This is a genomic window from Kibdelosporangium banguiense (genome assembly GCF_017876405.1).
Lineage (GTDB): Bacteria > Actinomycetota > Actinomycetes > Mycobacteriales > Pseudonocardiaceae > Kibdelosporangium > Kibdelosporangium banguiense.
Genome location: NZ_JAGINW010000001.1, coordinates 10362399 through 10388605 on the forward strand (window position 1 = coordinate 10362399; position 26207 = coordinate 10388605).

Here is a 26207-nt window from a genome sequence, read left to right on the forward strand (position 1 = left end):
CGATTCCTTTCGACGAGGGCGGGCCTGCGCGACCGTCAGACCAGCCGGACATCGGGGACGTACAGGATCCACTTGCCGCCCGCGTCGGCGAATGCCTGCTCTTTCGCCATGATCTCCTCGGCGTGGTTCCACGCGAAGAGCAGCACGTAGTCGGGGTACGGGTTGGCGAACTCGGCGGACTCGACCACCGGGATGTGCGTGCCCGGGGTGACCCGGCCCTGCTTGGCAGGCGTGCTGTCACAGACGAACTCCACCAGGTCCGGGCCGATGCCGGCGAGGTTGGTCACCGTCGCGCTCTTGGCCGTGGCGCCGTAGGCGACCACCCGCTTGCCCTCGGCCTTCGCCGTGCGCAGCAGTTCCAGCAGGTCGTCCCGGTTCTTCTCCACCTTGGCGCCGAAGCCCCGCAGCGTCTCGATCTTCGTGAGGCCGGCCGCCTCCTCCTCGGCGAGCAGTGCCTTCATCGCGTCGGTCGGGGTACGGGATCCCTTGGGCGCCAAGGTGTAGCGGACCTCACCACCGTGCACCGTGAGCCGCTCGGCGTCGACCAGCTCGAGGCCGTGCCGTGAGGCCATCTCCTGCACCGAGCGCAGGGTGAAGAAGTAGAAGTGCTCGTCGTAGATCTGGTCGAACGACGTACGCGCGACGATCTCACCGAGGTACGGGTCCTCGAAGACGAACACACCGGTCGGCCTGAGCAGCGTCGCGACACCGGTCAGGATCGAGTCCATGTAAGGGATGTGGCACAGGGTGTTCGCGGCGTAGATGACATCCGCCGGGCCCTCCTCGGCCAGGATCTCCCGCGCGGTGGACTCCTCGAAGAACGACTTGCGGACCCGGACTCCCTTGGCGGCGGCGACGTCCGCGACACTGCCGGACGGCTCGACGCCGAGATGCCGGACGCCCGCATCGGCGATCGTCTTGAGCATCACACCGTCGTTGCAACCCATCTCGACCACGAACGGGTCGTCACCGGTGAGCTCGGCGGAGAGCAGGTGCTTGGCCAGCGACTCGAAGTGGGTGCGCATGTACGCCGAGCCGGAGGAGAAATACGGGTACTCCTCGTTGAACATCCGGTCCCGGGGGACCTCCTCCATCAGCTGGACCATGGTGCAGGTGTCGCACAACCCGACGGCGAGCCGGAAGAAGAACTCCTGCTCGAAGTCCGCGTCCGGCTTGTGGAACGCGTCGGACAACGGCTGGCGCCCGAAGTCGAAGAACTCGGTGACGGTTCCGCCACACACACGACACTGGGAACTGTTCGACATTTGAACTCCTACAGACCGGTCAACAACGCAAGGGTGACGCTGTCAAACCCGCGCGCGACGTTGTTCGTATTTGGTGCGCCCGACGGGCGGGCATCGTCGCCCGCCGGCAGGCAGTTTCTTTCAGCGCTTGCTCAGACGTTGACGGTCACTGCCGCCATCCTGATCTGTTCCATCAGGGCCGCCTGTTCCAGCGTCCCCTCGTGCTCCCGCCGCAGATCGTCGCCGGACAACACGGCGTCGACGAAGATGTCCACAACGTTGGCGAACTGATCCTCCGCAGTGAGCACCAGCTCCTCGCGGTGATCCTGCCGTTCGATCCGCATGACCGGGCGGTGGGTGTGCGGCGGCGTGAACGCCCAGTCGAGCGTCAGACTGCCGATGCTTCCGCTGAGGCTGTAGGAGTTCCGATAGGAGTGCTCCATGCCGAAGGTCAGCTGCACCGGCACGCCCTGTTCGGTGGCGAGCAGGACACCGCCGGACATCACTACGTCCAGATCGGCGTCGCGGCGGAACACCGCGCCCACCACCTGGAGCTTCTTGCCGAGCACGTGCAGGGCCGCACGCAGCGGATAGCCACCGAAGTCGAGGAAAGGCCCGCCCCCGACGTCGTACTGGTACCTGATGTCCCCGGCAGGTTTGGGCGGGATGGTGAAGTCGCCACGGAAGCCGCGCACCTCACCGATGACGCCGTCGGCGAGCACCTTGCGCACCGTGGCGTGCTGGGAGTGATGGAGGAACATGTAGTTCTCCATCAGTGCCAGGCCACGCGACCGGGCGAGGTCGATCAGGCTGCTGGTCTCCTTGTAGCTGTCGGTCATCGGCTTCTCGACCAGCACGTGCTTGCCGGCGTCGAGACACCGCTCGATCCACTCGCCGTGCATCATCAGGGGCAGGGGAATGTAGACCGCGTCCACGTCCTCGCGCTCGACCACCCCGGAGTACCCCGCCAGCGGGGTACCACCGAACTTGTTGGTGAACTCGGTTGCGCGCCCGAGGTCACGACTGGCGATTGCGACCACCTCGATCGCGGGGTTGGTGATCATCGCCGGCAGGGTTCGACGCCACGCGATGTCCGCGCAGCCTATGACCCCAAAACGTAGCCGCTGGGCCGTGTCGTTACTCGTCATCGGCGCAAACTCCGGTAATCAGTGGATGTGCAGGACAGTGATCGTCACTCGGCGGCCGCTATCCCCTTGGCTGAACGCGAAGGCCCGTTCGCCTTCAGCGCGGCGTAGTGCGCAAGACATTGCTCATAGGTCGGCAGCAGCCCCGCGGCCTCGGCCTGCTTGAGTCCGAGGGCGCCGCCGTCCTTCTGTGACATGATCGGCTCCCCGGTGAGCTTCCACGGGATGCCGATGTCCGGGTCCAGCGGATTGATCTCGAGCATCGTGCCCGGCACGTACTCCTCCGAGCAGAGGTAGTTCATGCGGGCGCCGTCGGTCAGCGCGTGGAACGCGTGGCCGAGGCCGTCGGCCAGATACACCGCGATCCCGGAGTCCTCGTCCTGGTAGGTGATGTCGTACTGGCCGAACGTCGGCGACCCGATGCGCAGGTCGACCGCCACGTCCATCACCGCGCCACCGATGCACGTGACCAGCTTGGCCTGGCCCGGTGGGAGCAAAGTGCCGTGGATGCCACGGACAGTGTCGCGGCAACTGACGGAGTAGTTCGCCTGCCCGACAACGAACGGGTAACCGATCACCTCGGAGAGTTCGTCGGCCCGGAATCCCTCGTGGAAGCTTCCTCGGCGGTCGGGGTACTGCTCCGGGATGAGCCGGTAGGCGTTGGGGATCGTCATCTCGACGATCTTCAGTGAGCCCGGCATACTCCATCTACTCCCAAGGTCGTTCTCCAGGTCGGTCATCAGGCGGCCAGCTTCGCGAGGAGGTCCACGATCTCGACGGGAGACGGGTGTGCCTCGATCTCGGTCGCCACATCGGCCGCCACACGGCCGAAACCGGGGTCGCCGAGCAGGGTCTCGCATCGTTCGCCCACCACGGCCGGGATGAACTCGTCGAGGGACAGGCTCATGCCGGCCCCCGCCTTCACCACGGCCGCGGCGTTGTCGAACTGGTCGTCCATGTGCGGCAGGACAAGTTGCGGGCAACCGGCCGCCAGCGCGGTCAGCACCGTGCCCTGTCCGCCGTGGTTGACGATGAGGTCGCACGTGGGCAGCACCTGGCCGAGCGGCATCCGGCCGGCCACGGTCGCCGATTCCGTCAGCTCCGGCCATTGCGCCAGAACGTCGTTGTCGACGGCGAGGCACAGCTCCACGCCGAGCCCTGCCAGTCGCGCCAGCGTCGGGGCCACGACACTGTGCAGCCCGAGCGCCGCGACGCGCGGGAGCAACGTGCCGAAGGTGACGCACACCCGCGGGCGCCGGGCAGGCTGCAACAGCCAGTCGGGCAGCGCCCCCTCGCCGTTGTAGGCGATGCTCCGCAGGCCCTGATGGGTTGCCGCATACGGCAAACGCATGCCAACCGGCCACGGGTTGATCGTCTCGATCGGCGCGGGCAACGCCGAGAATCCCGGGACATCCGTGAGTTCGCCTGCCGCGGCCTCGCGGTACTCCTCGAGAGCGGGCACGCCCCAGTGGAACACCGCGTACGGCACGTCATTCGCGGCAGCGACAACCGGCCCGGCGAACTCCGCACGCTCGCAGACCATCACGTCCGGTTTCCACGCGGCTATGACTCGTTGCGCCCCAGGCAAAGCACGCCGGGCTATCCGGCCGAACGCCTTGCCGTGGGCATAACGGCGCTGCGGCACGTTGTCCGCCTCGATAGGAGGCTCGTCGGCGACCATGCCGACGAAGTCCGCGTCAGGTCCCCACGACACCGCGGGAAGCCCGGTTGCCAGCACAGTGGGCGCGAAGTTCCTGGTCGTCGCGACCAGGACCTCGTGGCCGGCGGCCCGCGCCGCCCATGCCAGCGGCACCATGGGGAACAGATGACCGCTCAGCGGCGCGGTCGTGAACAGCAGTCGCACAATTACCTCCCTTCGTAGCCTTGGCCGAGCGAACCCGTCAGCACAAACTGTGGATACAGGCGAGCAGGCTGCGGGCTTCGATGTTGAGGTAGTGGCCGTGGCGCAACAGGTCCATCAGCTGACGCACGGTCATCCAGCAGAAGTTGGCAGGCACCTCGAGCGGGAAGTCTTCGCCGACCTCGATCACCTGGTAGCGGGTAAGCGCGTGGTAGAACCGGCCGCCCTCTTCGGAGAGCACGCGGTCGTAGTGCATCTTGCCGCCGCCCGGCGTCAGCGCGTCGCGTAGGAACGCGTCCGGGACATCAGAAACATGCTGACCGGGCAACAGATGCACGGTCGGAGCCATCTCCACCATGTCCATCAGGCCGTACTCCGGACGTGCCTGGACGAGCAGGTGCATCACGCCGTTGATCGGCCTGGCGACAAAGGCCGCGTGCCCGTTGCCGCGCGGATGCAGAAGCGGCTGACGCCAGCTTTTCACTTCGCGCGTTCCCGCGTGGACCTCCACACCGATGATGCGGAAGCTCTTGCCGTTGTCGGCCGTGATCTCGTTCTCGTCGCGCGACCAGCCCCGCACCGACTTCAGCGCGGTGAGCCGGGCCGACCACTCGCAGCGGGTCTTGGCCTCGGTGAACCAGCTGAGGATGCCGCCCGCGGTGTGCAGCGCCGGGACCGGCCCGCCGCGGCTCTGGTACTGGTACGAGCGCACCAGCGCGTCCCGGAACAACTCACCGGTCGGGGCGTCGCCCTCGTCTGGCAGCGAGAACGGGATACAGGACAACACAGTGCGGGCGTCCATGTTGACCAGGTTGTCCACATGGGTCAGTTCACCGATCTGCTGGAGACTGAGCCAGCAGTAGTCTTCGTGCACCGGCACGTCCCCGGTGACCAGGACGACCACGTTGCGGTTGCGCTTGCGCCAGAACCACGCGCCCTGCTCGGACTGCAGCACGTCCACCAGCACCTGGCCGCGGCCGGGGCCGACGAAGTACTCCAGATACCGGGTGCTGCTGCCGCGGTGCACCTGCGTGTAGTTGCTGCGGGTCGCCTGCACGGTCGGCGAGAGCTGCAGGGTGTTGACGTTCCCCGGCTCCATCTTCGCCTGCATCAGGCAGTGCAGGACCCCGCCGATCTCCTTGACCAGGATGCCGAGGATCCCGATCTCCGGCTGGTTGATGATCGGCTGTGACCAGGTGTCGACCGCGCCGTCGCGCACCTGAAGCCCCTCGACGGTGAAAAACCGCCCGCTCGAGTGGCCGAGGTTGCCGGTCTCCGGCTCGAAGTGCCAGTCGTTCAACTGCTCGAACGGCACCTGCTCGACGGCGAAGTGCCCGTTCGCGTGCCGGTCGGCCCACCAGTCGTGGAACTCGCCGGTGGACGTGAGCGTGCCGTCAGGCGTCCACGGTCGGAAGTTGAGTTCCTCGTGCAGAACCGCCAGTCGCTTCATGGTCGTGAGCCTCCAGGTACGTCAACGGTGGGGCACGATGCCGCGGCCCTCGGCGGGTCTAGAGGTTTGCCAGCACCCCGTGCAGGATGTCGACGACGCGCTCCTGCTCCACATCGGACAGTGAGGCGTACATCGGCAGTGAGAAGATCTCGTCGGCGACCTCTTCGGTCACCGGCAGCGAACCCTTGGGGTAGTTCAGGTGCGTGAAGCCCTTCTGGGTGTGCACCGGCCAGGGGTAGCTGATGTTCAGCGAGATGCCGTGCTGCTTGAGCGTTTCGATGATCTGGTCGCGCTTCGGGTGGCGGACGACGTAGACGTAGTACACGTGGTCGTTGCCCGGCGCCAAGCGCGGCGTCACGAGGTCGGTGCCCGCGAAGGCCTCCTCGTAGCGCGACGCGATCAGTCTGCGTCGTGCGATGTACTCGTCCAGCCTGGTCAGCTTGCGACGCAGGATCTCGGCCTGTACCTCGTCGAGGCGGCTGTTGAAACCGGGCGTGGAAACGACGTGGTAGACGTCTTGCATGCCGTAGTAGCGAAGCCGGCGAAGTCGCGCGTCCACCTCGCTGTCGGAGGTGATCGTCGCGCCACCGTCACCATAGGCACCAAGCACCTTGGTGGGGTAGAACGAGAACGCTGCGGCCTTGCCGAACGAGCCGACGATCTGGCCGTGGTGCCGCGCACCGTGTGCCTGGGCGCAGTCCTCGAGGATCGGCAGGCCGTGCTTCTCGGCGAGTTGCTTGAGGGGCGCCATGTCGACGCACTGCCCGTACAGATGGACCGGCAGCAGGCAGCGGGTGCGATCGGTGATCGCGGCCTCGACCTGGTCGATCTTCATCAGGTACGTGTCCCGGTCGACGTCGACGAAGACAGGCTTGGCGCCGACCTGGTCGATGGCGATCACCGTGGGCGCCGCCGTGTTCGATACCGTGATCACCTCGTCGCCGGCGCGAACGCCGAGCGCACGCAAGCCGAGCACGATGGCATTCGTGCCGTTGTCGACACCGACGCAGTGCTCGACGCCGTTGTAGGCAGCGAACTCCTGCTCGAACGCCGCGACGCTCGGGCCGAGCACCAGCTTGCCGGAGCGGAACACGGTGTCGACAGCGTCGAGGATGTCGTCCCGTTCCTTCTCGTACTCCGGCAAATAACCCCAGACGTACTGCGTCATGAGGGCAGGTCACCTCCAGAGGGTCAGCCGCTACCCAATCGGATAAAGCTCGGATAAAGCATGCGGGCGGGTACCGAGGATCCGTCGAATAAGTACGGATGGGCACCGGGGAGATCTGTCGAAAAAGTACACCGGGACACCGCTGCGATAAAGCCGTTGGCAGAGTGCCCGTCCCGCCAGCGGGACATGGACTCGTTCTTGTTGACCGCGAAAGCGAGCCGTGGCTACGGTCGCGTCCACAACAACGAGGTAATTCGCCAAATTAGTCGGGAAGGGCCGATCAAGACATGTATGACGAGGAGAATGGCGCTGCCGAGGTCGACCTGGCGAACGTCGACGAGGTCGAGAAATTGGTGCGGGACATTGCGAAGGTCATCTGTGACGAGCAGCCCGACATGCCCGAGCCGCAGAGCCTGGCCGATATGGATTCCTTCTCGGTCATCCAGATGCTGCTGCAGATCGAGAACGCCACCGGCCGCAAGCTTCTGGAGAAGTTCGAGAGCTACTCGTACGGCGAGGAGTTCCGCGACCTGGCCACGCACATCGTGGCCATCGTGAAGTGGGAGAACGAGCACCCGAACGGCGAAGAGGACGAGGCCGGCGACGCACCGGCCGCAGCCGTGACCGACGGTTCCGCCCGGGCCTGACAGGCCGCCTTGGCGCCGGAAACGCCGCACTGCCGGACACCCCGTCCGGCCGGCGCCAAGGGCGAATGTCTCGCCAGCGAGACGGGAACCGACTCGCGCGACAACCGTCGCGAACCGGCCGTAAACCGGAGAGAAAAGCAACTCCGCACAGATCGGACTCATATCCGATGGACAAGACGTCGCTGTCCACTTCGGACTCCTCGGCACCCGCGGAGGAGCTGGAGCAGCGCAGCGCTGATTCGTTCCGGATCCGCCAGCCGCGACACCGGCTGAACCCGCGGTTCATTCTGTGGCGCACGCTCAACACGTTTTTCTGGGCAATCGGTGTCATTGGCGTTTTTGTGACGCTGTACGCGATTTTTCCGTCCATCCGCACGTGGCTTGGGCCGATCACCTGGGTCGCGGCCGGCGTTTTCGTGGTCAATCTGCTGTTCATGCCGACGTATCGCTACTTGGTGCACCGATGGGAAACGACGGATCAGATGGTGTATGCGCTCAGCGGCTGGATCAGCCGCGAGTGGCGGATCGTCCCGATCTCACGGATCCAGAGCATCGACACGCTGCAGGGTCCGCTGGAGCGGGCACTGCGGCTGGCCACGATCAAGGTCATCACCGCCTCCAGCGAGGGCTCGGTCAAGATCGAGGGTTTGGACGCCGAGGTGGCCAGGGAAGCGGTCCGGCATCTCAACGAGATCACCCAGAACACCCCCGGGGATGCGACGTGACCGCGCAGACGGCGCCGGCCGAGCCCGCTGCGGCGAGCGCCGGTGACACCGTGCCGTGGAAGCACCTCGACATCCGGGTGGTGTGGGTCAACGCGACGGTTTTCCTGCTGTCGCTCGGTTCCGGCCTGCTCGGGCTGTACCTGTTCCCCAGCGGCGACGTCTGGCCGTTGCTGGTCGCCTGCGGGTTCGGTGTGCTCACCACGGCACTGGATCTGCAGCGCTGGCTCACCACGCGCTACCGGATCACCGAGGAGCGCGTCGAGAAGCGGACCGGCTGGCTTTTCCTGGAATACCGCGGCGTGCCGCGGGAACGTATTCGCAGCATTGACACGAGTGCCCGGATCAGGCACCGGATCGCGCAGCTGCGTGTGGTGCACATCGAAGCGGGCGAGTCGGGGCTCAAGTCGACTTTCAGCCTCAACGCGCTGCGCAAGGAAATGGCCGCGCAGCTGCGCAGGGAACTGATTCCCGACCAGCACCCCGAACCTGCCGAGCAGGAAACCGTGATAGCGAGGTTCCGCTGGTACTGGATCTTCTACACGATGTTCCAGTTCTGGGCCTTCTTCGCGGCCGCGATGTTCCTGCACGCCAGTTACTGGTTCCTGCGGTCGTTCGACATCGACCTCATCGAGATCGTCGAGAACGCCGCCGCTTCGGCCGGTCTCGGTACCGGCCTTTCGGTGCTTGTCGGCGTGGCCGCGGTATTCGTGCTCGGTTTCTTCGGGCTCGCGTTCGAGTTCGTCGCCAAGTTCTGGAACTTCGAACTGGTCCGGACGGTCGACCAGAGCGGCGCGTTGCTCACCCGGCAGGGCCTGTTCACCACCCAGTCGGTGTACCGCGAGGATCGCCGGATCCGCGGCATCCACATCTACGAGCCGCTGCTGCTGCGGTGGATGCGACTCGCCGAAACCACACTCGTCACCACCGGAATCCACGCCATGCGCAAGGAGACCGCGAACATCCTGCCGCGCTGCCCGGTCGGCGAAGCCCGGCGGGTGGCGAAGTACGTGCTGCCGGGCGATGTCGAGCCGCTCGAGGCGCCGCTGCTGCGGCACCCACGAAGTGCGTTGCGGCAACGGCTGATGCGGGCCACCTACGTACCCGCGGCGGTGGCCGGGATCATGCTCTGGCTCGGCGCGACCGGGGTCTGGGCGGACTGGATCTGGCAGATCCCGCTGTTGTTCCTGCCGTTCACGTGGACCCTCGGCGTGATCGCCTACTACACGCTCGGGCACACGCTCGCCGGGGACTACCTCGTGGTGCGCAGTGGCGCGACGGGCCAGGCGACAGTTGCCTTGCAGACCCGTGCCGTCGCCGGCTGGAAATTGCAGCAGACAATTTTCCAGCGGGTGGCCCGAAGAATGACCGTCGGTATACCGACGGCAGCGGGCCATCGCTATTATCGTGCGCCTGACGCCGGACTCGATCAGGCGCTCGCATTCATCAACGGTGCCACCCCCTGGCTGGCAGCAGAGTTCATCGAAAAGGCATCACCACCGCCCAGTCCGGAAAAACCGGATCACCCGACTGAAGGTGAAATTGGGGGCAAAAATGCGGCACATTAAACTCACCGACGGCTTTTCCGTGAGCGAGATCGGCCTTGGCTGCAGCTCCATGTCGCACGGATACGGACCGGCCGACCGGGACGACGAGGAATCGGTCCGCGTACTGCACCACGCCGTCGAGCTCGGCATCAACTTCTTCGACACCGCCGACGTCTACGGCCCGTTCACCAACGAGCTGCTGCTCGGCAAGGCGCTCGCGGCGCACCGGGACGAGGTGAAGATTGCGACCAAGTGCGGCCTCGTGCCGCGGCCGGGCGGCAAGTTCGGCCGGGACTGCCGCCCGGAGCACCTCAGGGCGGCGTGCGAAGGCTCGCTGCGGCGGCTGGGGGTCGAGGCCATCGACCTCTACCAGCTGCACCGCGTCGACCCCGAGGTCCCGATCGAGGAGTCCTGGGGCGCGCTGGCCGACCTGGTGGCCGAGGGCAAGGTCCGCGCCCTGGGCATCTCGCACGCCACACTCGACGAGATCGAGCGCGTGCACGCAATCTTCCCGATCGCCGCGGTCCAGTACGAGCTTTCGGTCTGGGTCACCAAGAACCTCGGCGACATCCTGCCGTGGACACAGCGCAACGGCGTGGGATTCCTTGCCTTCTGCCCGATCGGCCGGGGGTATCTGTCCGGTGTGCTCGGTCCCGGCGAGATCGCCGAGGGCGACTCCCGCAGGGGAGATCCCCGCTTCGGCACCGAGGCGATGCAACGCAACCTGACGATCGTCGACGGCCTGAACCGGATCGCCGAGCGGCACGGCGCCACCGCGGCACAGGTGGCGATCGCCTGGATCATGACCAAGGGCGACAACGTCGTACCGATCCCGGGAACACGGCGCCTGCGCTGGTTGCGCGAGAACGCGGCGGCCGCGGAGTTGCGAATGACCCAGGCGGACCTGCGCGACATCGCGGCCCTTCCCCCGCCCATCGGGGAGATGAGCTGGGACCAGGTCCGTTCGGTCCCCGAGCCCGCGGTGAGCGGCACCGACTAGGCCTACGGAGTCCCGCTCCGGAGGCTCGATCCACTCGACGGCAAACGCAAGGAGAACCGTGGACACGAACGCGGCGAAACCACTCATCACGGTGCTCGGCTCGTCCGGCTTGGTCGGTACCGCGATCACCCGCGAGCTGGCGCAGCGGCCCATCCGGCTGCGTCTGGTCGGGCGGCGGCCGACCACCGTTCCCCCGCAGCCGCTTGCCGAGATCGACATGCGCACGGTCGACCTCACGGAGCCCGGCGCGGTGGCCGAGGCGATCGACGGCTCCGACGCCGTCATCCACCTCGTCGCGCACATCTCCGGTGCGAGCACTTGGCGGGTGTCCTCGACCGACCCTGTGGCGGAACGGGTCAACCTCGGTCTGGTGCAGGACCTCATCGAAGCCGTGCGGACCGCTCAGCCGGCGCGGCCGCCGGTCGTGCTGCTCGCCGGGTCGATGTCCCAGGCCGGCAAGTCCTCAAAGGACCGGATCGACGGCAGTGAGCCCGACGCACCGCTGACCGCCTACGACCGTCAGAAGCTCGACGCCGAACGTGCGATCCTGGCCGCCACCGAAGAAGGCCTGATCCGCGGCACCACGTTGCGACTGGCCACGCTCTACACGCAAGGGACCGACTCACCTGCGCTCGACCGCGGGGTGGTGTCGGCCATGATGCGTAGGGCTTTCGCGGACCAGCCGTTGACCATGTGGCACGACGGCACAGTCACGCGCGACCTGGTGTGCGTCGACGACGTGGCACGCGCGTTCGTCGCAGCGCTGGACCGGCCTGAGCGCACGGCGGGCCGGTACTGGCTGGTGGGTACCGGCCAGGCGGTCAGCATCGCCAGCCTGTTCAAGATGATCTCGAAGACGGTGGCCACGCACACCGGGGCCGAACCGGTCCCGGTGACCAGCGTGCCGCCCGCGGAGCACTCGATGCCGACCGACCAACTCGACTTCGTGCTCGACCCGTCGGCCTTCCAGGACGCCACCGGCTGGGCGCCGCAGGTCTCGCTGCTCGAAGGGCTGGACTGCCTCGCCGCGGCGATGACACGGCACTCGTCACCGAGTACGGCCTGAAGGGGCGGACCTGATGCGGATCCTGGTGGCGCTGAACCCGGAGAAGAGCTACTTCAACTACCTCGTACCCCTGGCCTGGGCGCTACGCACGGCCGGCCACGAGGTCCGCGTTGTCAGCGGGCCGCGCCTGTCCGCCACGGTCACCCAGGCCGGGCTGACCGCCGTCCCGGTCGGCCACGACCGCGATCCGTGGCGGGTCGCGGCCAACAACCCGGAGAAGCTCGGCGACCTGCGTGGCGGCGTCGCCGAGCCCTACGACGCCTTCGACCACCCGGAGAAGGCCACCTGGGACTATCTGCTGTCCGGGATGCAGGACGCGGTGCGGGGCTGGCACCGGCTGACCAACTTCCCGATGATCGCCGGCCTCGTCGATTTCGCCCGGCACTGGCAGCCGGACCTCGTACTCTGGGAACCGCTCTGCTACGCGGGTTCGATCGCGGCCAAGGCATGCGGCGCGGCGCACGGGCGATTGCTCTGGGGCATCGACGTGTTCGGCGCGACCCGCGAGCAGTTCCTGCTGCGCAAGGCAAGCCAGCCGATCGAGCAGCAGGCCGACCCGCTCGCCGGCTGGTTGGCCGGCTATGGGCGCAAGTACGGCTTCGAGTTCACCGAGGACATGACCACCGGCAACTTCACCATCGACCAGTTGCCGGGTTCGCTGCGCCTGGAGTCCGGCCTGGAATACCTGCCGATGCAGTACATCCCGTACGGAGGCGCGGCTGTCGTGCCGAAGTGGCTACAGGAGCCGCCTCGCCGCCCCCGCGTCGCCATGACCCTCGGCCTGAGCGCGACCGACTACTTCAACGGCTACAACGTCCCGGTCGCGGACATCGTCGACGAGTTGTCCACACTGGACATCGAACTCGTCGCCACTGTCGCCGAATCACAACAGCACCTGCTCAACACCATTCCCGACAACGTGCGCATCGTGCCCTACGTCCCGTGGCACGCCATAGTTCCGACCTGCTCGGCGGTCATCCACCACGCCGGCGCCGCCACGCTTGCCACCACCGCACGTCACCCGGTGCCCCAACTGGCCCTGCACTACCACTTCGACCAGCCGTTCCTCGCCCGCAAACTCGCCGAGCACGGCGCGGGCCTGGAAATCCACACTACCCAGGTCACCGGGGACAACGTCCGCGAAAGCGTGCAGCGGCTGCTGACCGAACCCCGGTTCACCGAGCGCGCCACCGCCCTGCGTGACGAGATGTTCACGCTACCCACCCCCAACCACCTCATCCCCCAGCTCGAAGCACTCACCATCAAGCACCGCACCCCCGTCTGGTGACGGGGCGGAGAGGAAACGGCACGATGCGCGTCCTGTTCGCCGTCAACCCGGCACCCAGCATCTTCATGTACCTGGTGCCGTTGGCGTGGGCCTTGCGCACCGCGGGACACGAGGTCCGCGTGGCGAGTCAGCCCTGTCTGACCGACGAGATCGTCGGCACAGGGCTGACCGCTGTGCCTGTCGGCCGCAACGGCATCGGCACCGCGGCCGCCCATTCCTCGACAGCACGGTCCATGGAGGAGGCGAGCACCGAGGAGGACCTGCTTGAGACCGATCGGGCCGGAGTCCCCGAGCCCTACGACGCCTTCGACCACCCGGACAAGGCCACCTGGGACTACCTCAAGCCGGGGATGACCGGCGCCGTACGGGGATGGCACTGGATGGACTGCGCGCCGATGATCGGCGGCCTGGTCGAGTTCGCCCGGCACTGGCAGCCGGACCTGATCATCTGGGACCCGCTGACGTTCTCCGGCCCCATCGCGGCAAAGGCATGCGGCGCCGCGCACGCCAGGATGCTCTTCGGCCCCGACGTCATCGGCGTCACCCGCGGGCACTTCCTGCGCCTGCTCGCCGAGCAGCCCGAGGGGCGGCAGACCGACCCGTTCGCCGACTGGTTCTCTGGCTACGGACGGAAATACGGCTTCGAGTTCACCGAAGACATGGTCACCGGGAACTTCACTGTCGACCAGTTCCCGCAGAGCCTGCAGACAAAGCCCGGCGAGCTGGACCACGTGCGTATGCAGTACGTGCCGTACAGCCGCGCCGCGTCGATTCCCAAATGGCTGCATACCCCGCCGCAACGCCCTCGCGTCGCCATGACCCTCGGCCTGAGCGCCACCGAGCACTTCAACGGCTACAACGAGCCGGTCGCCGACATCATCACCGAATTGTCCACACTGGACATCGAACTCGTCGCCACCGTTGCCAAGTCACAGCAACACCTACTTCCCACCATCCCGGACAACGTCCGCGTCGTCCCCTTCGTGCCCTGGCACGCTCTCGTTCCCACCTGCTCGGCAGTCATCCACCACGCCGGTGCCGCCACTCTCGCCACCACCTCACGGCACCCCATCCCCCAGCTCGCCCTGCACTACCACTTCGACCAGCCGTTCCTCGCCCGCAAACTCGCCGAGCACGGCGCGGGCCTGGAAATCCACTCCACCAAGGCCACCGGGGACAACGTCCGCGAAAGCGTGCAGCGGCTGCTGACCGAACCCCGGTTCACCGAGCGCGCCACGGCCCTGCGCGACGAGATCCTGGCCCTGCCCACTCCCAACCAACTCGTCCCGCAGCTCGAAGCCCTCGCCACCAAACACCGCATCCGCTGACCCGGCAACGAGAGACTGACCATGCGCATCCTGCTCACGACCTACCAGGAGAAGACCTTCTTCTACCACTTGGTGCCATTGGCGTGGGCACTGCGCACCGCCGGGCACGAAGTCCGCGTGGCGACTCTGCCCGGCTTCGTGGATGTCGTCACCAACGCCGGTCTCACCGCCGTTCCGGTCGGCCACGCCAGCGACTTCTGGCGGATCACGGCGAGCCAGCCGGACCGGCTCGCCGCCGTACGCAAGGGCATCATGGCGCCCTACGACGCCTTCGACGACCCGGACAGGGCCACGTGGGAGTACCTCAAGCCGGGGATGACCGAGGCTGTGTGGGGCTGGCACCGCACAGCCAACTTCCCGATGATCGCCGGCCTCGTCGATTTCGCCCGGCACTGGCAGCCCGACCTGGTGATCTGGGAACCGCTCGCCTTCGCGGGTGCTATCGCCGCCAAGGCATGCGGCGCCGCGCACGCCCGTCTGCTGTGGAGCATCGACATCTTCGGCGGGGTCCGCGAGCGCTACCTGGCGCTCAACCGAGCACAGCCCGCCGAGCAGCAGACCGACCCGTTCGCCGACTGGTTCTCGGGCTACGGACGGAAATACGGCTTCGAGTTCACCGAGGACATGGTCACCGGGAACTTCACCATCGACCACCTCCCGCCCGGCTTGCAGATCCCGGCCGGCAGCCTGGACTACCTCCGTATGCGGTACGTGCCCTACGGCGGCCCGGCCACCGTCCCGAAGTGGCTGCAAGCGCCGCCCGACCGCCCTCGCGTGGCGTTCACGTTGGGGTTGAGTGCCACCGAGATCTTCGACGGCTACAACCTACCGCTCTCCGAAGTGCTCGACTCACTGTCCGATTTGAACATCGAACTCGTCGCCACGGTCCCGGTAGCGGAGCAGCGCAAGCTCGCCCATGTCCCGGACAACGCTCGGCTGGTGTCCTACGTGCCCCTGCACGCGCTGGCCCCCACCTGCGCCGCGGCCGTGCACCACGGTGGGCTCGGCACGCTCGCGACCTTCGCCCAGCACGCCGTACCGCAACTCACCCTGCCGTACCACTTCGACGAGCCGATCTTCGCGAACAGGCTGACGAGCCAGGGCGCAGGGCTGACGATCGACTCGTCCGTCGCCACCGGCGACAGCATCCGTGACGCGGTGCAGCGCCTAGTGACCGACGCGGCCTTCCGTGAGGGCGCGAACCGGCTACGCGCGGAAACCGAAGCACTGCCCACGCCGAACCAGGTCGTGACAGCCCTGGAGGAACTCACCGCGAAACACCGCACCCGGTGAAAACAACGGTGGAACGACGACGAGAGACGGCGCGATGAGAGTCCTGTTCGCCACCTATCCCGAGAACACGCACTTCATGGCGATGGCACCGCTGGCATGGGCGCTGCGCACGGCCGGCCATGAGGTATGCGTCGCCAGCCAGCCGAAGTTCGCCGACGTCATCACCCAGGCGGGCCTGACCGCGGTGCCGGTCGGCGCGAACCGCGACCTGCGGCAGATCATGGCCAGGGACGAGAACTGGTTCAGGATCGGGCTGAACGGGATGCCCGTGCCCTACGACTCTGTGGACTGGCCGGCCGACCGGGTCACCTGGAGCTATCTGAAGGACGGCTACGACATCCAGGTGCCGATGTGGCACCGGATGTGCAATGTCCCGTTGGTACGGGACCTGGTCGAGTTCGCCCGTGCGTGGCAGCCGGACCTGGTCATCTGGGAGGCGTCGACGTATGCCGGGGCCATCGCGGCGGCGGCTTGCGGCGCCGCGCACGCGCGCATCTTGTTCAGTGTGGACGGTTTCGGCGTTGCCAGGGAGCGCTTCCTGGACCTCAACGCCGAGCAGTCGGCGGCCGAGCGCGGCGACCCGCTCGCCGAATGGCTCGCCTCGTACGGTCCGCGCTACGGGTTCGAGTTCAGCGAAGAACTCATCACCGGCCAGTTCACGATTTCGCTTGTGCCGCCGTCACTCGGGGTAGAGGCCGGGCTGCATTACCTGCCAGTACGGCATATCCCGTACGCCGGGCGGGCGGTCGTGCCGTCGTGGCTGAACGCCGAGCCAGACCGGCCGCGGGTCGCGATCACCATGGGGCTGAGCACCGGCGACCTGACCGGGGAAGCGGTCGACCTGCCGGACATCTTCACCGAACTGGCCAACATGGACGTGGAGATCGTCGCCACGTTGTCCGAGGCGGCGCAGCGGGGCATTCCGTCCGTGCCGGACAACGTCCGGCTCGTGTCATATGTGCCCCTGCACGCGCTCATCCCCACCTGTACCGCGGTGATGCACCACGGTGGGTTCGGCACGTTGCTGACCACCGCGGTGCACGGCAAGCCTCAACTGCTCCTGCCATGGAACAACGACGGTCCTTCGTTCGCGCAGAAGGTCGCAGCGCAGGGTGCCGGTCTCGCCCTGCATGTGTTCCAGGGCTCCGGCAGACCCGTGAAGGACCGCCTGACACGAATCCTGCGCGAGCCGAAGTTCCAGCTGGCGGCCAACCGGCTCCAGGCCGAGGTACTGGCGATGCCCGCCCCCAACGAGGTGATCGGCGACCTGGAGAAGCTGACCGCCGAGTACCGAGGCGTGCGAAGTCCGGCCTGACCCGCCGACCGCCGCACCCGATACGAACACAGAGAAAGACACAATGCGGATCCTGTTCACGACATACCCGGAGAAGCCCATCTTCCAGCCGATGGTGCCGCTGGCATGGGCTTTGCGCGCTGCGGGGCACGAGGTCCACGTCGCCACCCAGCCGTTCTTCACCGACATCATCACCCAGGCCGGGCTCACCGCGGTCCCGGTCGGCAGACAGGCCACCGACAACTGGCGCAGGCTGACCGAGGCGTTCCCGGACCGGGCCTCGTCCGAGCGGGTCGGGCTGCCCGAGCCGTACAACGCCGCGTACCCAGGGGAGAGCATCGGCTGGGCGGCGATGCGCGACGGATACCGCCACGTCCTGGAGATCTGGCACAAGCAGAACAACGTCCCGCTGATCACCGACCTGGTCGAGTTCGCCCGTTCCTGGCAACCAGACCTGATCATCTGGGAGGCGACCACCTACGCCGGGGCGATCGCCGCGAAGGTGTGCGGGGCCGCACACGCCCGTCTATTGTGGAGCGTCGACATCTTCGGGCTCACCCGTGACCGGTACCTCCAACTGCTGAACGGGCAACCACCGTCCGACCGGGCCGACCCGCTCGCCGAATGGCTTGCCGCGTACGGCAGGAAGTACGGATACGACTTCTCCGAGGACATGATCAGCGGGCAGTTCACCATCGACCACATGCCCGCTTCGCTGCGCCGGAACGCCGACCTGCACTACCTGCCGATGCGGTTCGTCCCCTACGGCGGCGCCTCCGTGGTGCCGAAGTGGCTCTGCGAACCGCCCAAACGCCGCCGGGTCGCGCTCACTCTCGGCACGTCCACCACCGAATGGTTCGGTGACTACACGTTCTCGGTCCAGGACGCGCTCGACGCACTGTCCGATCTGGACATCGAACTCGTCGCCACCATCGCCGAGTCCGAGCAGCACAAGCTCAGCCGCGTGCCGGACAACACCAGGATCGTCTCCTACGTCCCGCTCGACGCCCTCGCCCGCACCTGCTCGGTGGTGATCAACCACGCGGGCCCTGGCACGCTGCTCACCACCGCGCTGAACGGGGTGCCGCAGCTGAACGTGCCCTGGGAGTTCGACGAGCCGATGCTGGCCCGCCTGGCGACAGAACAGGGCTGCGCACTGACCATCCCGGGTGGACGCGTGACCGGCGCGGCCATCCGGGAGCACGTGCTGCAACTGCTGCACGAGCCTGCCTTCGCCGGGCGGGCCGCGCTGCTGCGCGACGAGATGCTCGCGCTTCCCGCGCCGAACCAACTCGTCGGCGAACTGGCGGAACTCACCGCCGACCATCGCCCCGTCAAGCGCTGACCACGGAAAAGGAGGACACCCGATGCGCGTCCTGTTCGTCACCAATCCCGAGCGGACCGTCTTCAAGTACATGGTCCCGCTCGCCTGGGCGCTACGCACCGGCGGGCACGAGGTCAGGTTCGCCGGCCAGCCCTGCTTCACCGACGAGATCACCCAGGCCGGCCTCACCGCTGTCCCGGTCGGCCGCAGCCTGGACCTGCGCCGCATGGTGGAACTCGGCGGTGACGCCGACATGCAGCGGGCCGGGATCATCCCGCCGTACGACGCCGTCGAGGACCCGGCGAAGGCCACATGGGACTACGTCAAACCCCAGATGGCCGAGGCGCTGGTGGACTGGCACCAGTTCGACAACTTCCCGCTGGTCGCCGGACTCGTCGAGTTCGCCCGGCAGTGGCAGCCGGACCTGGTGATCTGGGACCCGCTGACCTTCGCGGGCCCCATCGCGGCCAAGGCCTGTGGTGCCGCGCACGCACGTCTGCTGTTCGGCATCGACGTCTACGGCAGCTTCCGGCAGCTGTACCGGCGGCTGAACGCCGAGCAGCCGGCCGCCGAGCAGACCGACCCGCTCGCGGGCTGGCTCGGCGGCTACGGCCGCAAGTACGGCTACGAGTACACCGAGGACATGGCGACCGGTCACTTCACCATCGACCAGTTCCCGCGCAGCCTGCAGGTCGAGGCCGAAGACCTTGACTACGTCCGGATGCAGTACATCCCCTACGGCGGCCCGGCCGTCGTCCCGAAATGGCTGCAGGCCCCGCCGCAGCGGCCCCGTGTCGCACTCACCCTGGGGTTGTCCGCGACCCAGGTGTACGGCGGCTACAACGTGCCGATCGCCGACATCCTCGAGTCGCTGTCCGATTTGGACATCGAACTGGTCGGCACGGTCACCGAGGCCGAACAGGCCAAACTCGGCCGTATCCCGGACAACGCGCGACTGGTGCCGTACGCGCCGATGCACGCGCTGGTGGCGACCTGCTCGGCGATCATCCACCATGCGGGCGCCGCGACCCTGGCCACCGCGGCCCGGCACCCGATTCCGCACCTGTCCCTGCACTACCACTACGACCAGCCCATCCTCGCCCGCCTGTTGCGCGAGCAGGGCGCGGGCCTGGAGATCCACACCACCAAGGTCACCGGGGACAACGTCCGCGAAAGCTTGCTACGCCTGCTGACCGAACCCCAGTTCGGCGAGCGCGCCACCGCACTGCGCGACGAGATGTTCGCGCTGCCCTCCCCCAACGAGCTCGTCGGCACGCTCGAGGAGCTCACCACCAAGTACCGCACGCGCTGACACACCAGCCATCACCAGCTTTGGGACTACACAATGAGAATCCTCTTCACCACATACCCGGAGAAGACCCATTTCCTGGCCATGGCACCGTTGGCGTGGGCGCTGCGCACAGCAGGCCACGAGGTCGTCTTCGCCAGCGCGCCCAAGTTCGCCGACACCATCACCCAGGCCGGGCTGACCGCGGTACCGATCGGCTCCAACCGTGATCTCTGGCAGGTCATGACCAACGACCTGGACTGGCTGGCCGTCGGGATGAACGGCATCCCGATCCCCTACGACACGGTCGACTGGCCCGAGAACCAGGTCACCTGGAACTACCTGAAGTTCGGCTACGACCTGCATGTGCCCCGGTGGCACAAGATGAGCAATGTCCCGCTGATCCCGGACCTGGTCGCCTTCACCAAGCACTGGCAGCCGGACCTGGTCATCTGGGAGCCGTCCACCTACGCGGGCGCGATCGCCGCCGAGGCGTGCGGCGCCGCGCACGCACGGCTGCTGTTCAGCCTCGACACCTATGGCGTGGCACGCAAGCACTTCCTGCGGCTCAAGGCCGAGCAGCCGGCCGATCAGCAGGCCGACCCGCTGGCCGACTGGCTCGGGCCGTACGCCCGCAAGTACGGGTTCGACTTCAGTGAGGACCTTGTCACCGGCCAGTTCACCATCACTGTCGTGCCGCCGTCCCTCAGTGTCGAGGCCGATCTGAACTACGTGCCGATGCGCTACGTCCCCTACGGCGGCCCGGCCGCTGTGCCTGCCTGGCTGCAGAAGCAGCCTGAGAAGCAGCGCGTCGCGATCACCATGGGGATCAGCACCGCCGAGCTGACCGGGCACGCCATCGAACTGCCGGACCTGTTCGCCGGACTGGCCGAACTGGACGTCGAGATAGTCGCCACCCTGTCCAAGACAGCCCAGCAGCACGTCGGAACCGTTCCGGACAACGTCCGAATGGTGACCTTCGCCCCGCTGCACGCCTTGGTCCCCACCTGCACGGCGATCATGCACCACGGCGGCATCGGCACGCTGCTCACCACGGCGCAGTACGGAAAGCCGCAACTGGTCGTGCCCTGGAACAGCGACGGGCCTTCGCTGGCCCAGAAGGTCGCGGCACACGGCGCTGGCCTCGCCCTGAACCTGTCCCAGGCGTCCGGCGCGCTCGTGCACGACCGGCTGGTCCGGATTCTCACCGAGCCCGCATACCAACAAGGCGCGGACCGGTTGCGCGACGAGGTAATGGCGATGCCAAGCCCGAACGAGCTGGTCCGTTATCTCGAGAAGCTGGCCTCTGACCACCGCCGCGCCCCGGCTATCGCAGGACGGAGCTGACAGCGATGCGTGTGCTGTTCGTCGTTAACCCGGAGAAGGCGCACTTCTATGCGCTGGTACCGCTGGCATGGGCGCTGCGGACCGCGGGTCACGAGGTGATGTTCGCCAGCCAGCCGAGGTTCGCCGACACCGTCACCCAGGCAGGGCTGACCGCCGTGCCAGTCGGCCGTGACGTCGACCTGTGGGACCTGATCCCCCGGCACGACGACTTCCGGGACTGGACCTGGAAACCGAAGTACGGCCTGCAGGAACACCCGCCGTACGACGTCGCGGAATCCCCGGAGAAGGCCACCTGGGCGCACATGGCCCAGAGCTACGGCAACACGCTGCTGGTCTGGCACAAGCAGGCGAGCTTCCCGATGATCGGCGGGGTCGTCAACTTCGCCCGGCACTGGCAGCCCGACCTGATCCTGTGGGAGCCGTTGGCCTTCGCGGGCCCGATCGCGGCCAAGGCCTGCGGCGCGGCGCACGCACGACTGCTGTGGAGCGTCGACGTCTTCGGCTACACCCGCAGCGAGTTCCTGCGGCTCAAGGGCCTGCAGCCGGAAGGCGACCGCAAGGACTGGATGGCCGAATGGCTCGACGGCTACGCCCGTAAGTACGGCACCGAGTTCACCGAGGACATGATCACCGGGCAGTTCACCATCGACCAGCTGCCCGGTTCGCTGCGGCTGGAAGGCGAGGGCCTGCACTACGTGCCCATGCGGTACCTGCCCTACGGCGGTGCCGCGGTGATCCCGAAGTGGTTGCACGCCCGGCCGGAGCGTCCCCGCGTGGCGCTCAGTATGGGCGTGAGCCTCTCCGACCACGGTGCGGACTTCTCGGTGAGCGTGCAGGACATCCTCGACAACTTGTCCACAATGGACGTGGAGGTGGTCGCGACCATCGCGGAGTCCGAGCAACGGAAGCTGACCCGGGTCCCGGACAACGCGCGGATCGTCTCCTACGCCCCGCTGGACGCGCTGGCGGCCACGTGCTCGGCCATCATCACGCACGGCGGCTTCGGCACGTTCCTCACCGCTGCGTTACACGGTGTTCCGCAGTTGAGTGCGGCATGGGACTTCGACTCGCCGCTGCTGGCCGGCCGTGCCGCGGCACAGGGCGGCTCGCTGATGATCAGGGCCGACCAGGCGACCGGCGAGATCGTTTGCAAGAACGTGGCGCGGCTGCTGGACGAGCCCGCGTTCGGTGAACGCGCCGCGCACCTGCAGGACGCGCTGTACACCATGCCCACGCCGAACCAGCTGGTCGGTGACCTCGAAGAGCTCACGACCAAGCACCGGGTCCGCTGACACGGAGAAGACGAACATCATGCGCATCCTGTTCACCATCAATCCCGGGACGGCGACCTTCACCTGCGTGGTGCCGCTGGCCTGGGCACTGCGCACCGCAGGTCATGACGTCCGCGTCGCCAGCCAGCCGTTGTTCGCCGACGAGATCACCCAGGCCGGGCTGACCGCTGTCGGGGTGGGCAGGGACCTCGGCGTCTCCCGGCTCGTCGACGCCCAGGGGGAAAGCGACGAGGAACGCGAGGTGGTGCGGCGGGGCCTGCCGTGGCCGTACCACGTGGTCGAGCAGCCCAGTAACGCCGACTGGCACGGCCTGCTCGTCGCATGGCACCACACGGTTCAGCACGCGAAGTTCGAGGTCTTCGCGATGGCGAGCAGCCTGGTGGAGTTCGCCCGGCACTGGCAGCCCGATCTGGTCCTGTGGGAGCCGTTCACGCCGGTCGGGGCGATCGCGGCCAAGGCCTGCGGTGCCGCGCACGCCAGGCTGTTGCACGGCGTGGATGTCTTCGCCTTGGCGCGCCGGCATTTCCAGCGTCTGGAGGCCCGGCAGGCACCCAAGGACCGAGGTGACCCCCTGGCTGAATGGCTCGGTGGCTACGCCCGCAAGTACGGCGCCGAGTTCACCGAGGACATGACATGCGGGCAGTTCACCATCGACCAGCTCCCGCCCGGCCTGCAGGTCGACGCCGACGACGTGCACTACGTCCGCACGCAGTATGTCCCGTACGGCGGAGCCGCCGTCGTGCCGAAGTGGCTGCACACCACACCTGAAAGGCCCCGAATCGCGCTGACCCTCGGCACCACCGCCACCGAGCACTTCGGCGGATATGCCGTCAGCGTGCGCGACATCCTCGAAGCACTGTCTGATTTGGACATCGAAGTGGTCGGCACGATCGCACAGTCCGAGCAGGAAAAGCTCGGCCGAATACCGGACAACGCCAGGCTCGTGCCGTACGTACCGCTGCACGCCCTCGCTCCGACGTGCTCGGCGGCCATCCACCACGCGGGCTTCGGCACACTGTCGACCTTCGCCCGGTACGGCGTCCCCCACCTGGTCCTGCCCTACCACTTCGACGAACCGATCCTCGGCCACAAGCTTGCCGAGCAAGGTGCCGGGCTGGCCATCGACCCCGCCGACACCACTGGCGACACCGTCCGCGAAGGCGTGCTGCGCCTGCTCAACGAACCCACGTTCAGCAAGGAAGCCGGCCGGCTACGCGACGAAGTCCACGCCACGGACACCCCCAACGAACTCGTCGGCCGGATCGAAGAACTCACCACCAAATACCGCACTCGCTGACGGCCAAACCGATACGAGGACACCGCGATGCGCATCCTGTTCACGGTCATCCCAGAGAAGACCACGTTCCTGCACACCGTGCCCCTGGCATGGGCTCTGCGCACCGCGGGGCACGATGTCCGCGTCGCCAGTGCGCCCGGCTTCACCGACACCATCACGCAAGCCGGGCTCACCGCGGTCCCCGTCGGCCGCGATGCCCCGCTGTGGCGCGTCGACGGCATCAACCCGGAACTGGTGGAACAGTCCAGGGCCGGCCTGCCGCTGCCGTGGAGCGTCGTGACAGACCCGGGCAACGCCGTGTGGGAGTACCTGCTCGAGGGATTCACCATCGCGGTGGACGAGGGTCACAAACCGGAGAACTTCCCGATCGTCGCCGGTCTGGTGAACTTCGCCCGGCACTGGCAACCCGACCTTGTCATCTGGGAACCACTCAGCTACGCCGGCGCGATCGCTGCCAAGGCCTGCGGCGCCGCCCACGCCCGCATGCTCTGGAGCATCGACGTCTTCGCCGTCACCCGCGACCACTTCCTGCGAATGCTGAAGCAGCAACCCGCCGAGCAGCAGGCCGATCCGCTCGCCGACTGGCTGGGCAGCTACGGCCGCAAGTACGGCTACGAATTCACCGAGGACATGACGTCCGGGCATTTCACCATCGACCAGATGCCCGCCAGTCTGGGCATGCGGTCCGAGACCGTGCACTATCTGCCCTTGCAGTACATCCCGTACGGCGGGCCCGCTGTCATCCCGAAGTGGTTGCACGCCGTGCCAAAGCGGCCCCGGGTGGCGCTGACTCTCGGCACCACGGCCACCGACCGGTTCGCCGGATACTCCTTCTCCGTCCAGGACGCGTTCGACGCACTGTCCGAACTGGACATCGAAGTCGTAGCCACCATCGCCGAATCCGAACAACACAAACTCAGCCGGGTCCCGGACAACACACGCGTCGTCAACTACGTCCCGCTCGACGCCCTCGCAGCCACCTGCTCAGTAATGATCAACCACACCGGACCCGGCACATACCTCACCACAGCGTGCAACGGGGTCCCACAACTCAACTTGCCCTGGAACTTCGACGAGCCCGAACTCGCCCAACGCTCAGCACGACACGGCGCCTCACTCATGCTCCACGGCGAGGAAGTCACGGGCAAGAACATCCGCGAATACCTACTGCGGCTACTCGACGAACCCGCGTTCGGCAGGCAAGCCGGTGTTCTGCGCGACGAGATCACCACCATGCCCTCTCCCAACGAGCTCGTCGCGGACCTTGAGGAACTCACGGTCAAGCACCGGACCCGGGTGTCGTAGGGGCCTGCGATGCGCATCCTGTTCACTGTCATCCCAGAGAAGACCACGTTCCTGCACACCGTGCCGCTCGCATGGGCCTTACGCGCCGCAGGACACGAGGTCGTAGTCGCCAGCGCGCCCGGTTTCACCGACACGATCACCCAGGCCGGGCTCACCGCCGTGCCGGTCGGCCGGGACGCCTCGTTGTGGCGCGTCGACAGCATGAATCCCGACCTGCTCGAGAAATCCCGGATGGGCCTGCCGGTTCCGTGGAACATCGTCGAGGACCCGGACGGCATCACCTGGCCCGAGCAGCTGTACGGGCACCTGCACGCGGTGACCAAGGGACACAAGCCGGAGAACTTCCCGATCATCGCGGGGGTCGTGGACTTCGCCCGCCACTGGCAACCCGACCTTGTCATCTGGGAACCACTCAGCTACGCCGGCGCGATCGCTGCCAAGGCCTGCGGCGCCGCCCACGCCCGCATGCTCTGGAGCATCGACGTTCTCGGCGCCACGCGTGAGCATTTCCTGCGGCTGCAGGCACAAGCTCCGCCTGGGGAACACGGTGATCCACTCGCCGAATGGCTTGGCGGCTACGGCGGCAAGTACGGCTACGAGTTCACCGAGGACATGGTCACCGGGCATTTCACCATCGACCAGATGCCCCCGTCGCTGCGGATGACAGCCGGCAGCCTGCACTACGTACCCATCCAGTACATCCCGTACGGCGGGCCGACCGTCGTCCCGACATGGCTGCGGACGCGACCTGAGCGCCCCCGCGTCGGCTTCAGCCTCGGCACTACCGCCACCGACCGGTTCGCCGGATACTCCTTCTCCGTCCAGGACGCGTTCGACGCACTGTCCGAACTGGACATCGAAGTCGTAGCCACCATCGCCGAATCCGAACAACACAAACTCAGCCGGGTCCCGGACAACACACGCGTCGTCAACTACGTCCCGCTCGACGCCCTCGCAGCCACCTGCTCAGTAATGATCAACCACACCGGACCCGGCACATACCTCACCACAGCGAGGAACGGCGTACCGCAACTCAACGTGCCGTGGGACTTCGACGAGCCGGAGCTGGCCCGCCGCTCGGCGCGGCAGGGCGCGTCGCTGATGCTCTGCGGCGAGCAGGTCACGGGCAAGAACATCCGCGAGCAACTGTTGCGGCTGCTGGAAGAACCCGGATTTCGCGACAGCGCCACCCGGCTACGCGACGAGATCACCGCCATGCCCCCACCCTGCGAGCTCGTCGGCCGGCTCGAGCAGCTCACCACCAAGTACCGCGCCCACTGAGACGTCAGGACCGAGGACAC

General features: G+C 67.1%; 22 protein-coding genes. 16 read left to right on the forward strand and 6 right to left on the reverse strand.

The genetic code is table 11. The annotated features are described in order from the left end of the window. Nucleotides 1–35: 35 nt before the first annotated feature. From JOF56_RS46650 to JOF56_RS46675, 6 genes are all read right to left on the reverse strand, one after another. Nucleotides 36–1265 carry a class I SAM-dependent methyltransferase gene (locus JOF56_RS46650; RefSeq protein ID WP_209645927.1) on the reverse strand — a complete coding sequence of 410 codons (1230 nt, stop codon included), beginning with the start codon at nt 1263–1265 and terminating at the stop codon, nt 36–38. A 131-nt stretch (nt 1266–1396) separates the two neighbouring features. Further along, nucleotides 1397–2392, reverse strand: a complete 996-nt coding sequence (locus JOF56_RS46655; RefSeq protein WP_209645928.1) for a Gfo/Idh/MocA family protein — start codon at nt 2390–2392, stop codon at nt 1397–1399. A 44-nt stretch (nt 2393–2436) separates the two neighbouring features. Beyond that, nucleotides 2437–3090 (reverse strand): dTDP-4-dehydrorhamnose 3,5-epimerase family protein, encoded by a 654-nt coding sequence (locus JOF56_RS46660; protein WP_209645929.1) that lies wholly within the window; start codon nt 3088–3090, stop codon nt 2437–2439. 38 nt (nt 3091–3128) lie between these two features. Then, the gene (locus tag JOF56_RS46665; RefSeq protein WP_209645930.1) at nt 3129–4253 is read right to left on the reverse strand and encodes a nucleotide disphospho-sugar-binding domain-containing protein; all 1125 of its coding nucleotides are present in this window, start codon (nt 4251–4253) and stop codon (nt 3129–3131) included. A gap of 37 nt (nt 4254–4290) precedes the next feature. After that, the gene (locus JOF56_RS46670) at nt 4291–5700 is read right to left on the reverse strand and encodes an NDP-hexose 2,3-dehydratase family protein (RefSeq protein WP_209645931.1); all 1410 of its coding nucleotides are present in this window, start codon (nt 5698–5700) and stop codon (nt 4291–4293) included. 58 nt (nt 5701–5758) lie between these two features. Beyond that, a complete protein-coding gene (locus tag JOF56_RS46675; RefSeq protein ID WP_209645932.1) occupies nt 5759–6868 on the reverse strand; it encodes a DegT/DnrJ/EryC1/StrS family aminotransferase in 1110 nt (369 codons plus the stop codon). 287 nt (nt 6869–7155) lie between these two features. On the opposite strand from JOF56_RS46675, the gene JOF56_RS46680 reads away from it, so the two are divergent. The 16 genes from JOF56_RS46680 to JOF56_RS46755 all read left to right on the forward strand — a co-directional run bounded on the left by JOF56_RS46680 (nt 7156) and on the right by JOF56_RS46755 (nt 26187). Beyond that, entirely contained in the window at nt 7156–7515 is a 360-nt protein-coding gene (locus JOF56_RS46680) for a hypothetical protein (RefSeq protein WP_209645933.1), read from the forward strand. Nucleotides 7516–7682: 167 nt separating this feature from the next. Next, nucleotides 7683–8240, forward strand: coding sequence for a PH domain-containing protein (locus JOF56_RS46685; RefSeq protein WP_209645934.1), 558 nt, complete (start codon nt 7683–7685; stop codon nt 8238–8240). Next, the gene (locus JOF56_RS46690; protein WP_209645935.1) at nt 8237–9805 is read left to right on the forward strand and encodes a PH domain-containing protein; all 1569 of its coding nucleotides are present in this window, start codon (nt 8237–8239) and stop codon (nt 9803–9805) included. The genes JOF56_RS46685 and JOF56_RS46690 overlap by 4 nt, the downstream gene beginning before the upstream one ends. Further along, nucleotides 9792–10784: an aldo/keto reductase gene (locus tag JOF56_RS46695; protein WP_209645936.1), complete on the forward strand. Its 993-nt coding sequence runs from the start codon at nt 9792–9794 to the stop codon at nt 10782–10784. The genes JOF56_RS46690 and JOF56_RS46695 overlap by 14 nt, the downstream gene beginning before the upstream one ends. A gap of 58 nt (nt 10785–10842) precedes the next feature. Next, the gene (locus tag JOF56_RS46700) at nt 10843–11850 is read left to right on the forward strand and encodes an NAD-dependent epimerase/dehydratase family protein (RefSeq protein WP_307855574.1); all 1008 of its coding nucleotides are present in this window, start codon (nt 10843–10845) and stop codon (nt 11848–11850) included. A gap of 13 nt (nt 11851–11863) precedes the next feature. After that, on the forward strand, nt 11864–13138 hold the full coding sequence (locus JOF56_RS46705; RefSeq protein ID WP_209645937.1) for an activator-dependent family glycosyltransferase: 1275 nt from the start codon (nt 11864–11866) through the stop codon (nt 13136–13138). Nucleotides 13139–13161: 23 nt separating this feature from the next. Further along, entirely contained in the window at nt 13162–14466 is a 1305-nt protein-coding gene (locus tag JOF56_RS46710; protein ID WP_209645938.1) for an activator-dependent family glycosyltransferase, read from the forward strand. A gap of 21 nt (nt 14467–14487) precedes the next feature. Next, nucleotides 14488–15759, forward strand: a complete 1272-nt coding sequence (locus JOF56_RS46715; protein ID WP_209645939.1) for an activator-dependent family glycosyltransferase — start codon at nt 14488–14490, stop codon at nt 15757–15759. 34 nt (nt 15760–15793) lie between these two features. Beyond that, nucleotides 15794–17074, forward strand: a complete 1281-nt coding sequence (locus JOF56_RS46720) for an activator-dependent family glycosyltransferase (protein WP_209645940.1) — start codon at nt 15794–15796, stop codon at nt 17072–17074. 43 nt (nt 17075–17117) lie between these two features. After that, on the forward strand, nt 17118–18398 hold the full coding sequence (locus JOF56_RS46725) for an activator-dependent family glycosyltransferase (RefSeq protein ID WP_209645941.1): 1281 nt from the start codon (nt 17118–17120) through the stop codon (nt 18396–18398). Between the two features lie 22 nt (nt 18399–18420). After that, complete coding sequence (locus JOF56_RS46730; RefSeq protein WP_209645942.1) at nt 18421–19689, forward strand: activator-dependent family glycosyltransferase; 1269 nt, start codon at nt 18421–18423, stop codon at nt 19687–19689. Between the two features lie 33 nt (nt 19690–19722). Beyond that, nucleotides 19723–21012, forward strand: coding sequence for an activator-dependent family glycosyltransferase (locus tag JOF56_RS46735; protein WP_209645943.1), 1290 nt, complete (start codon nt 19723–19725; stop codon nt 21010–21012). Between the two features lie 5 nt (nt 21013–21017). Continuing rightward, a complete protein-coding gene (locus JOF56_RS46740) occupies nt 21018–22304 on the forward strand; it encodes an activator-dependent family glycosyltransferase (RefSeq protein WP_209645944.1) in 1287 nt (428 codons plus the stop codon). A gap of 19 nt (nt 22305–22323) precedes the next feature. Beyond that, nucleotides 22324–23601: an activator-dependent family glycosyltransferase gene (locus JOF56_RS46745; RefSeq protein ID WP_209645945.1), complete on the forward strand. Its 1278-nt coding sequence runs from the start codon at nt 22324–22326 to the stop codon at nt 23599–23601. Between the two features lie 27 nt (nt 23602–23628). After that, nucleotides 23629–24906: an activator-dependent family glycosyltransferase gene (locus JOF56_RS46750; RefSeq protein WP_209645946.1), complete on the forward strand. Its 1278-nt coding sequence runs from the start codon at nt 23629–23631 to the stop codon at nt 24904–24906. A gap of 9 nt (nt 24907–24915) precedes the next feature. Further along, nucleotides 24916–26187, forward strand: coding sequence for an activator-dependent family glycosyltransferase (locus JOF56_RS46755; RefSeq protein WP_209645947.1), 1272 nt, complete (start codon nt 24916–24918; stop codon nt 26185–26187). The last annotated feature ends 20 nt before the right edge of the window (nt 26188–26207 follow it).

Bases quoted from the DNA above. Each gene is read 5' to 3' on its own strand.
- JOF56_RS46650 (WP_209645927.1), bottom strand. From the start codon at position 1,265: ATGTCGAACAGTTCCCAGTGTCGTGTGTGTGGCGGAACCGTCACCGAG.
- JOF56_RS46655 (WP_209645928.1), bottom strand. From the start codon at position 2,392: ATGACGAGTAACGACACGGCCCAGCGGCTACGTTTTGGGGTCATAGGC.
- JOF56_RS46660 (WP_209645929.1), bottom strand. From the start codon at position 3,090: ATGCCGGGCTCACTGAAGATCGTCGAGATGACGATCCCCAACGCCTAC.
- JOF56_RS46670 (WP_209645931.1), bottom strand. From the start codon at position 5,700: ATGAAGCGACTGGCGGTTCTGCACGAGGAACTCAACTTCCGACCGTGG.
- JOF56_RS46675 (WP_209645932.1), bottom strand. From the start codon at position 6,868: ATGACGCAGTACGTCTGGGGTTATTTGCCGGAGTACGAGAAGGAACGG.
- JOF56_RS46680 (WP_209645933.1), top strand. From the start codon at position 7,156: ATGTATGACGAGGAGAATGGCGCTGCCGAGGTCGACCTGGCGAACGTC.
- JOF56_RS46685 (WP_209645934.1), top strand. From the start codon at position 7,683: ATGGACAAGACGTCGCTGTCCACTTCGGACTCCTCGGCACCCGCGGAG.
- JOF56_RS46695 (WP_209645936.1), top strand. From the start codon at position 9,792: ATGCGGCACATTAAACTCACCGACGGCTTTTCCGTGAGCGAGATCGGC.
- JOF56_RS46705 (WP_209645937.1), top strand. From the start codon at position 11,864: ATGCGGATCCTGGTGGCGCTGAACCCGGAGAAGAGCTACTTCAACTAC.
- JOF56_RS46710 (WP_209645938.1), top strand. From the start codon at position 13,162: ATGCGCGTCCTGTTCGCCGTCAACCCGGCACCCAGCATCTTCATGTAC.
- JOF56_RS46715 (WP_209645939.1), top strand. From the start codon at position 14,488: ATGCGCATCCTGCTCACGACCTACCAGGAGAAGACCTTCTTCTACCAC.
- JOF56_RS46720 (WP_209645940.1), top strand. From the start codon at position 15,794: ATGAGAGTCCTGTTCGCCACCTATCCCGAGAACACGCACTTCATGGCG.
- JOF56_RS46725 (WP_209645941.1), top strand. From the start codon at position 17,118: ATGCGGATCCTGTTCACGACATACCCGGAGAAGCCCATCTTCCAGCCG.
- JOF56_RS46730 (WP_209645942.1), top strand. From the start codon at position 18,421: ATGCGCGTCCTGTTCGTCACCAATCCCGAGCGGACCGTCTTCAAGTAC.
- JOF56_RS46735 (WP_209645943.1), top strand. From the start codon at position 19,723: ATGAGAATCCTCTTCACCACATACCCGGAGAAGACCCATTTCCTGGCC.
- JOF56_RS46740 (WP_209645944.1), top strand. From the start codon at position 21,018: ATGCGTGTGCTGTTCGTCGTTAACCCGGAGAAGGCGCACTTCTATGCG.
- JOF56_RS46745 (WP_209645945.1), top strand. From the start codon at position 22,324: ATGCGCATCCTGTTCACCATCAATCCCGGGACGGCGACCTTCACCTGC.
- JOF56_RS46750 (WP_209645946.1), top strand. From the start codon at position 23,629: ATGCGCATCCTGTTCACGGTCATCCCAGAGAAGACCACGTTCCTGCAC.
- JOF56_RS46755 (WP_209645947.1), top strand. From the start codon at position 24,916: ATGCGCATCCTGTTCACTGTCATCCCAGAGAAGACCACGTTCCTGCAC.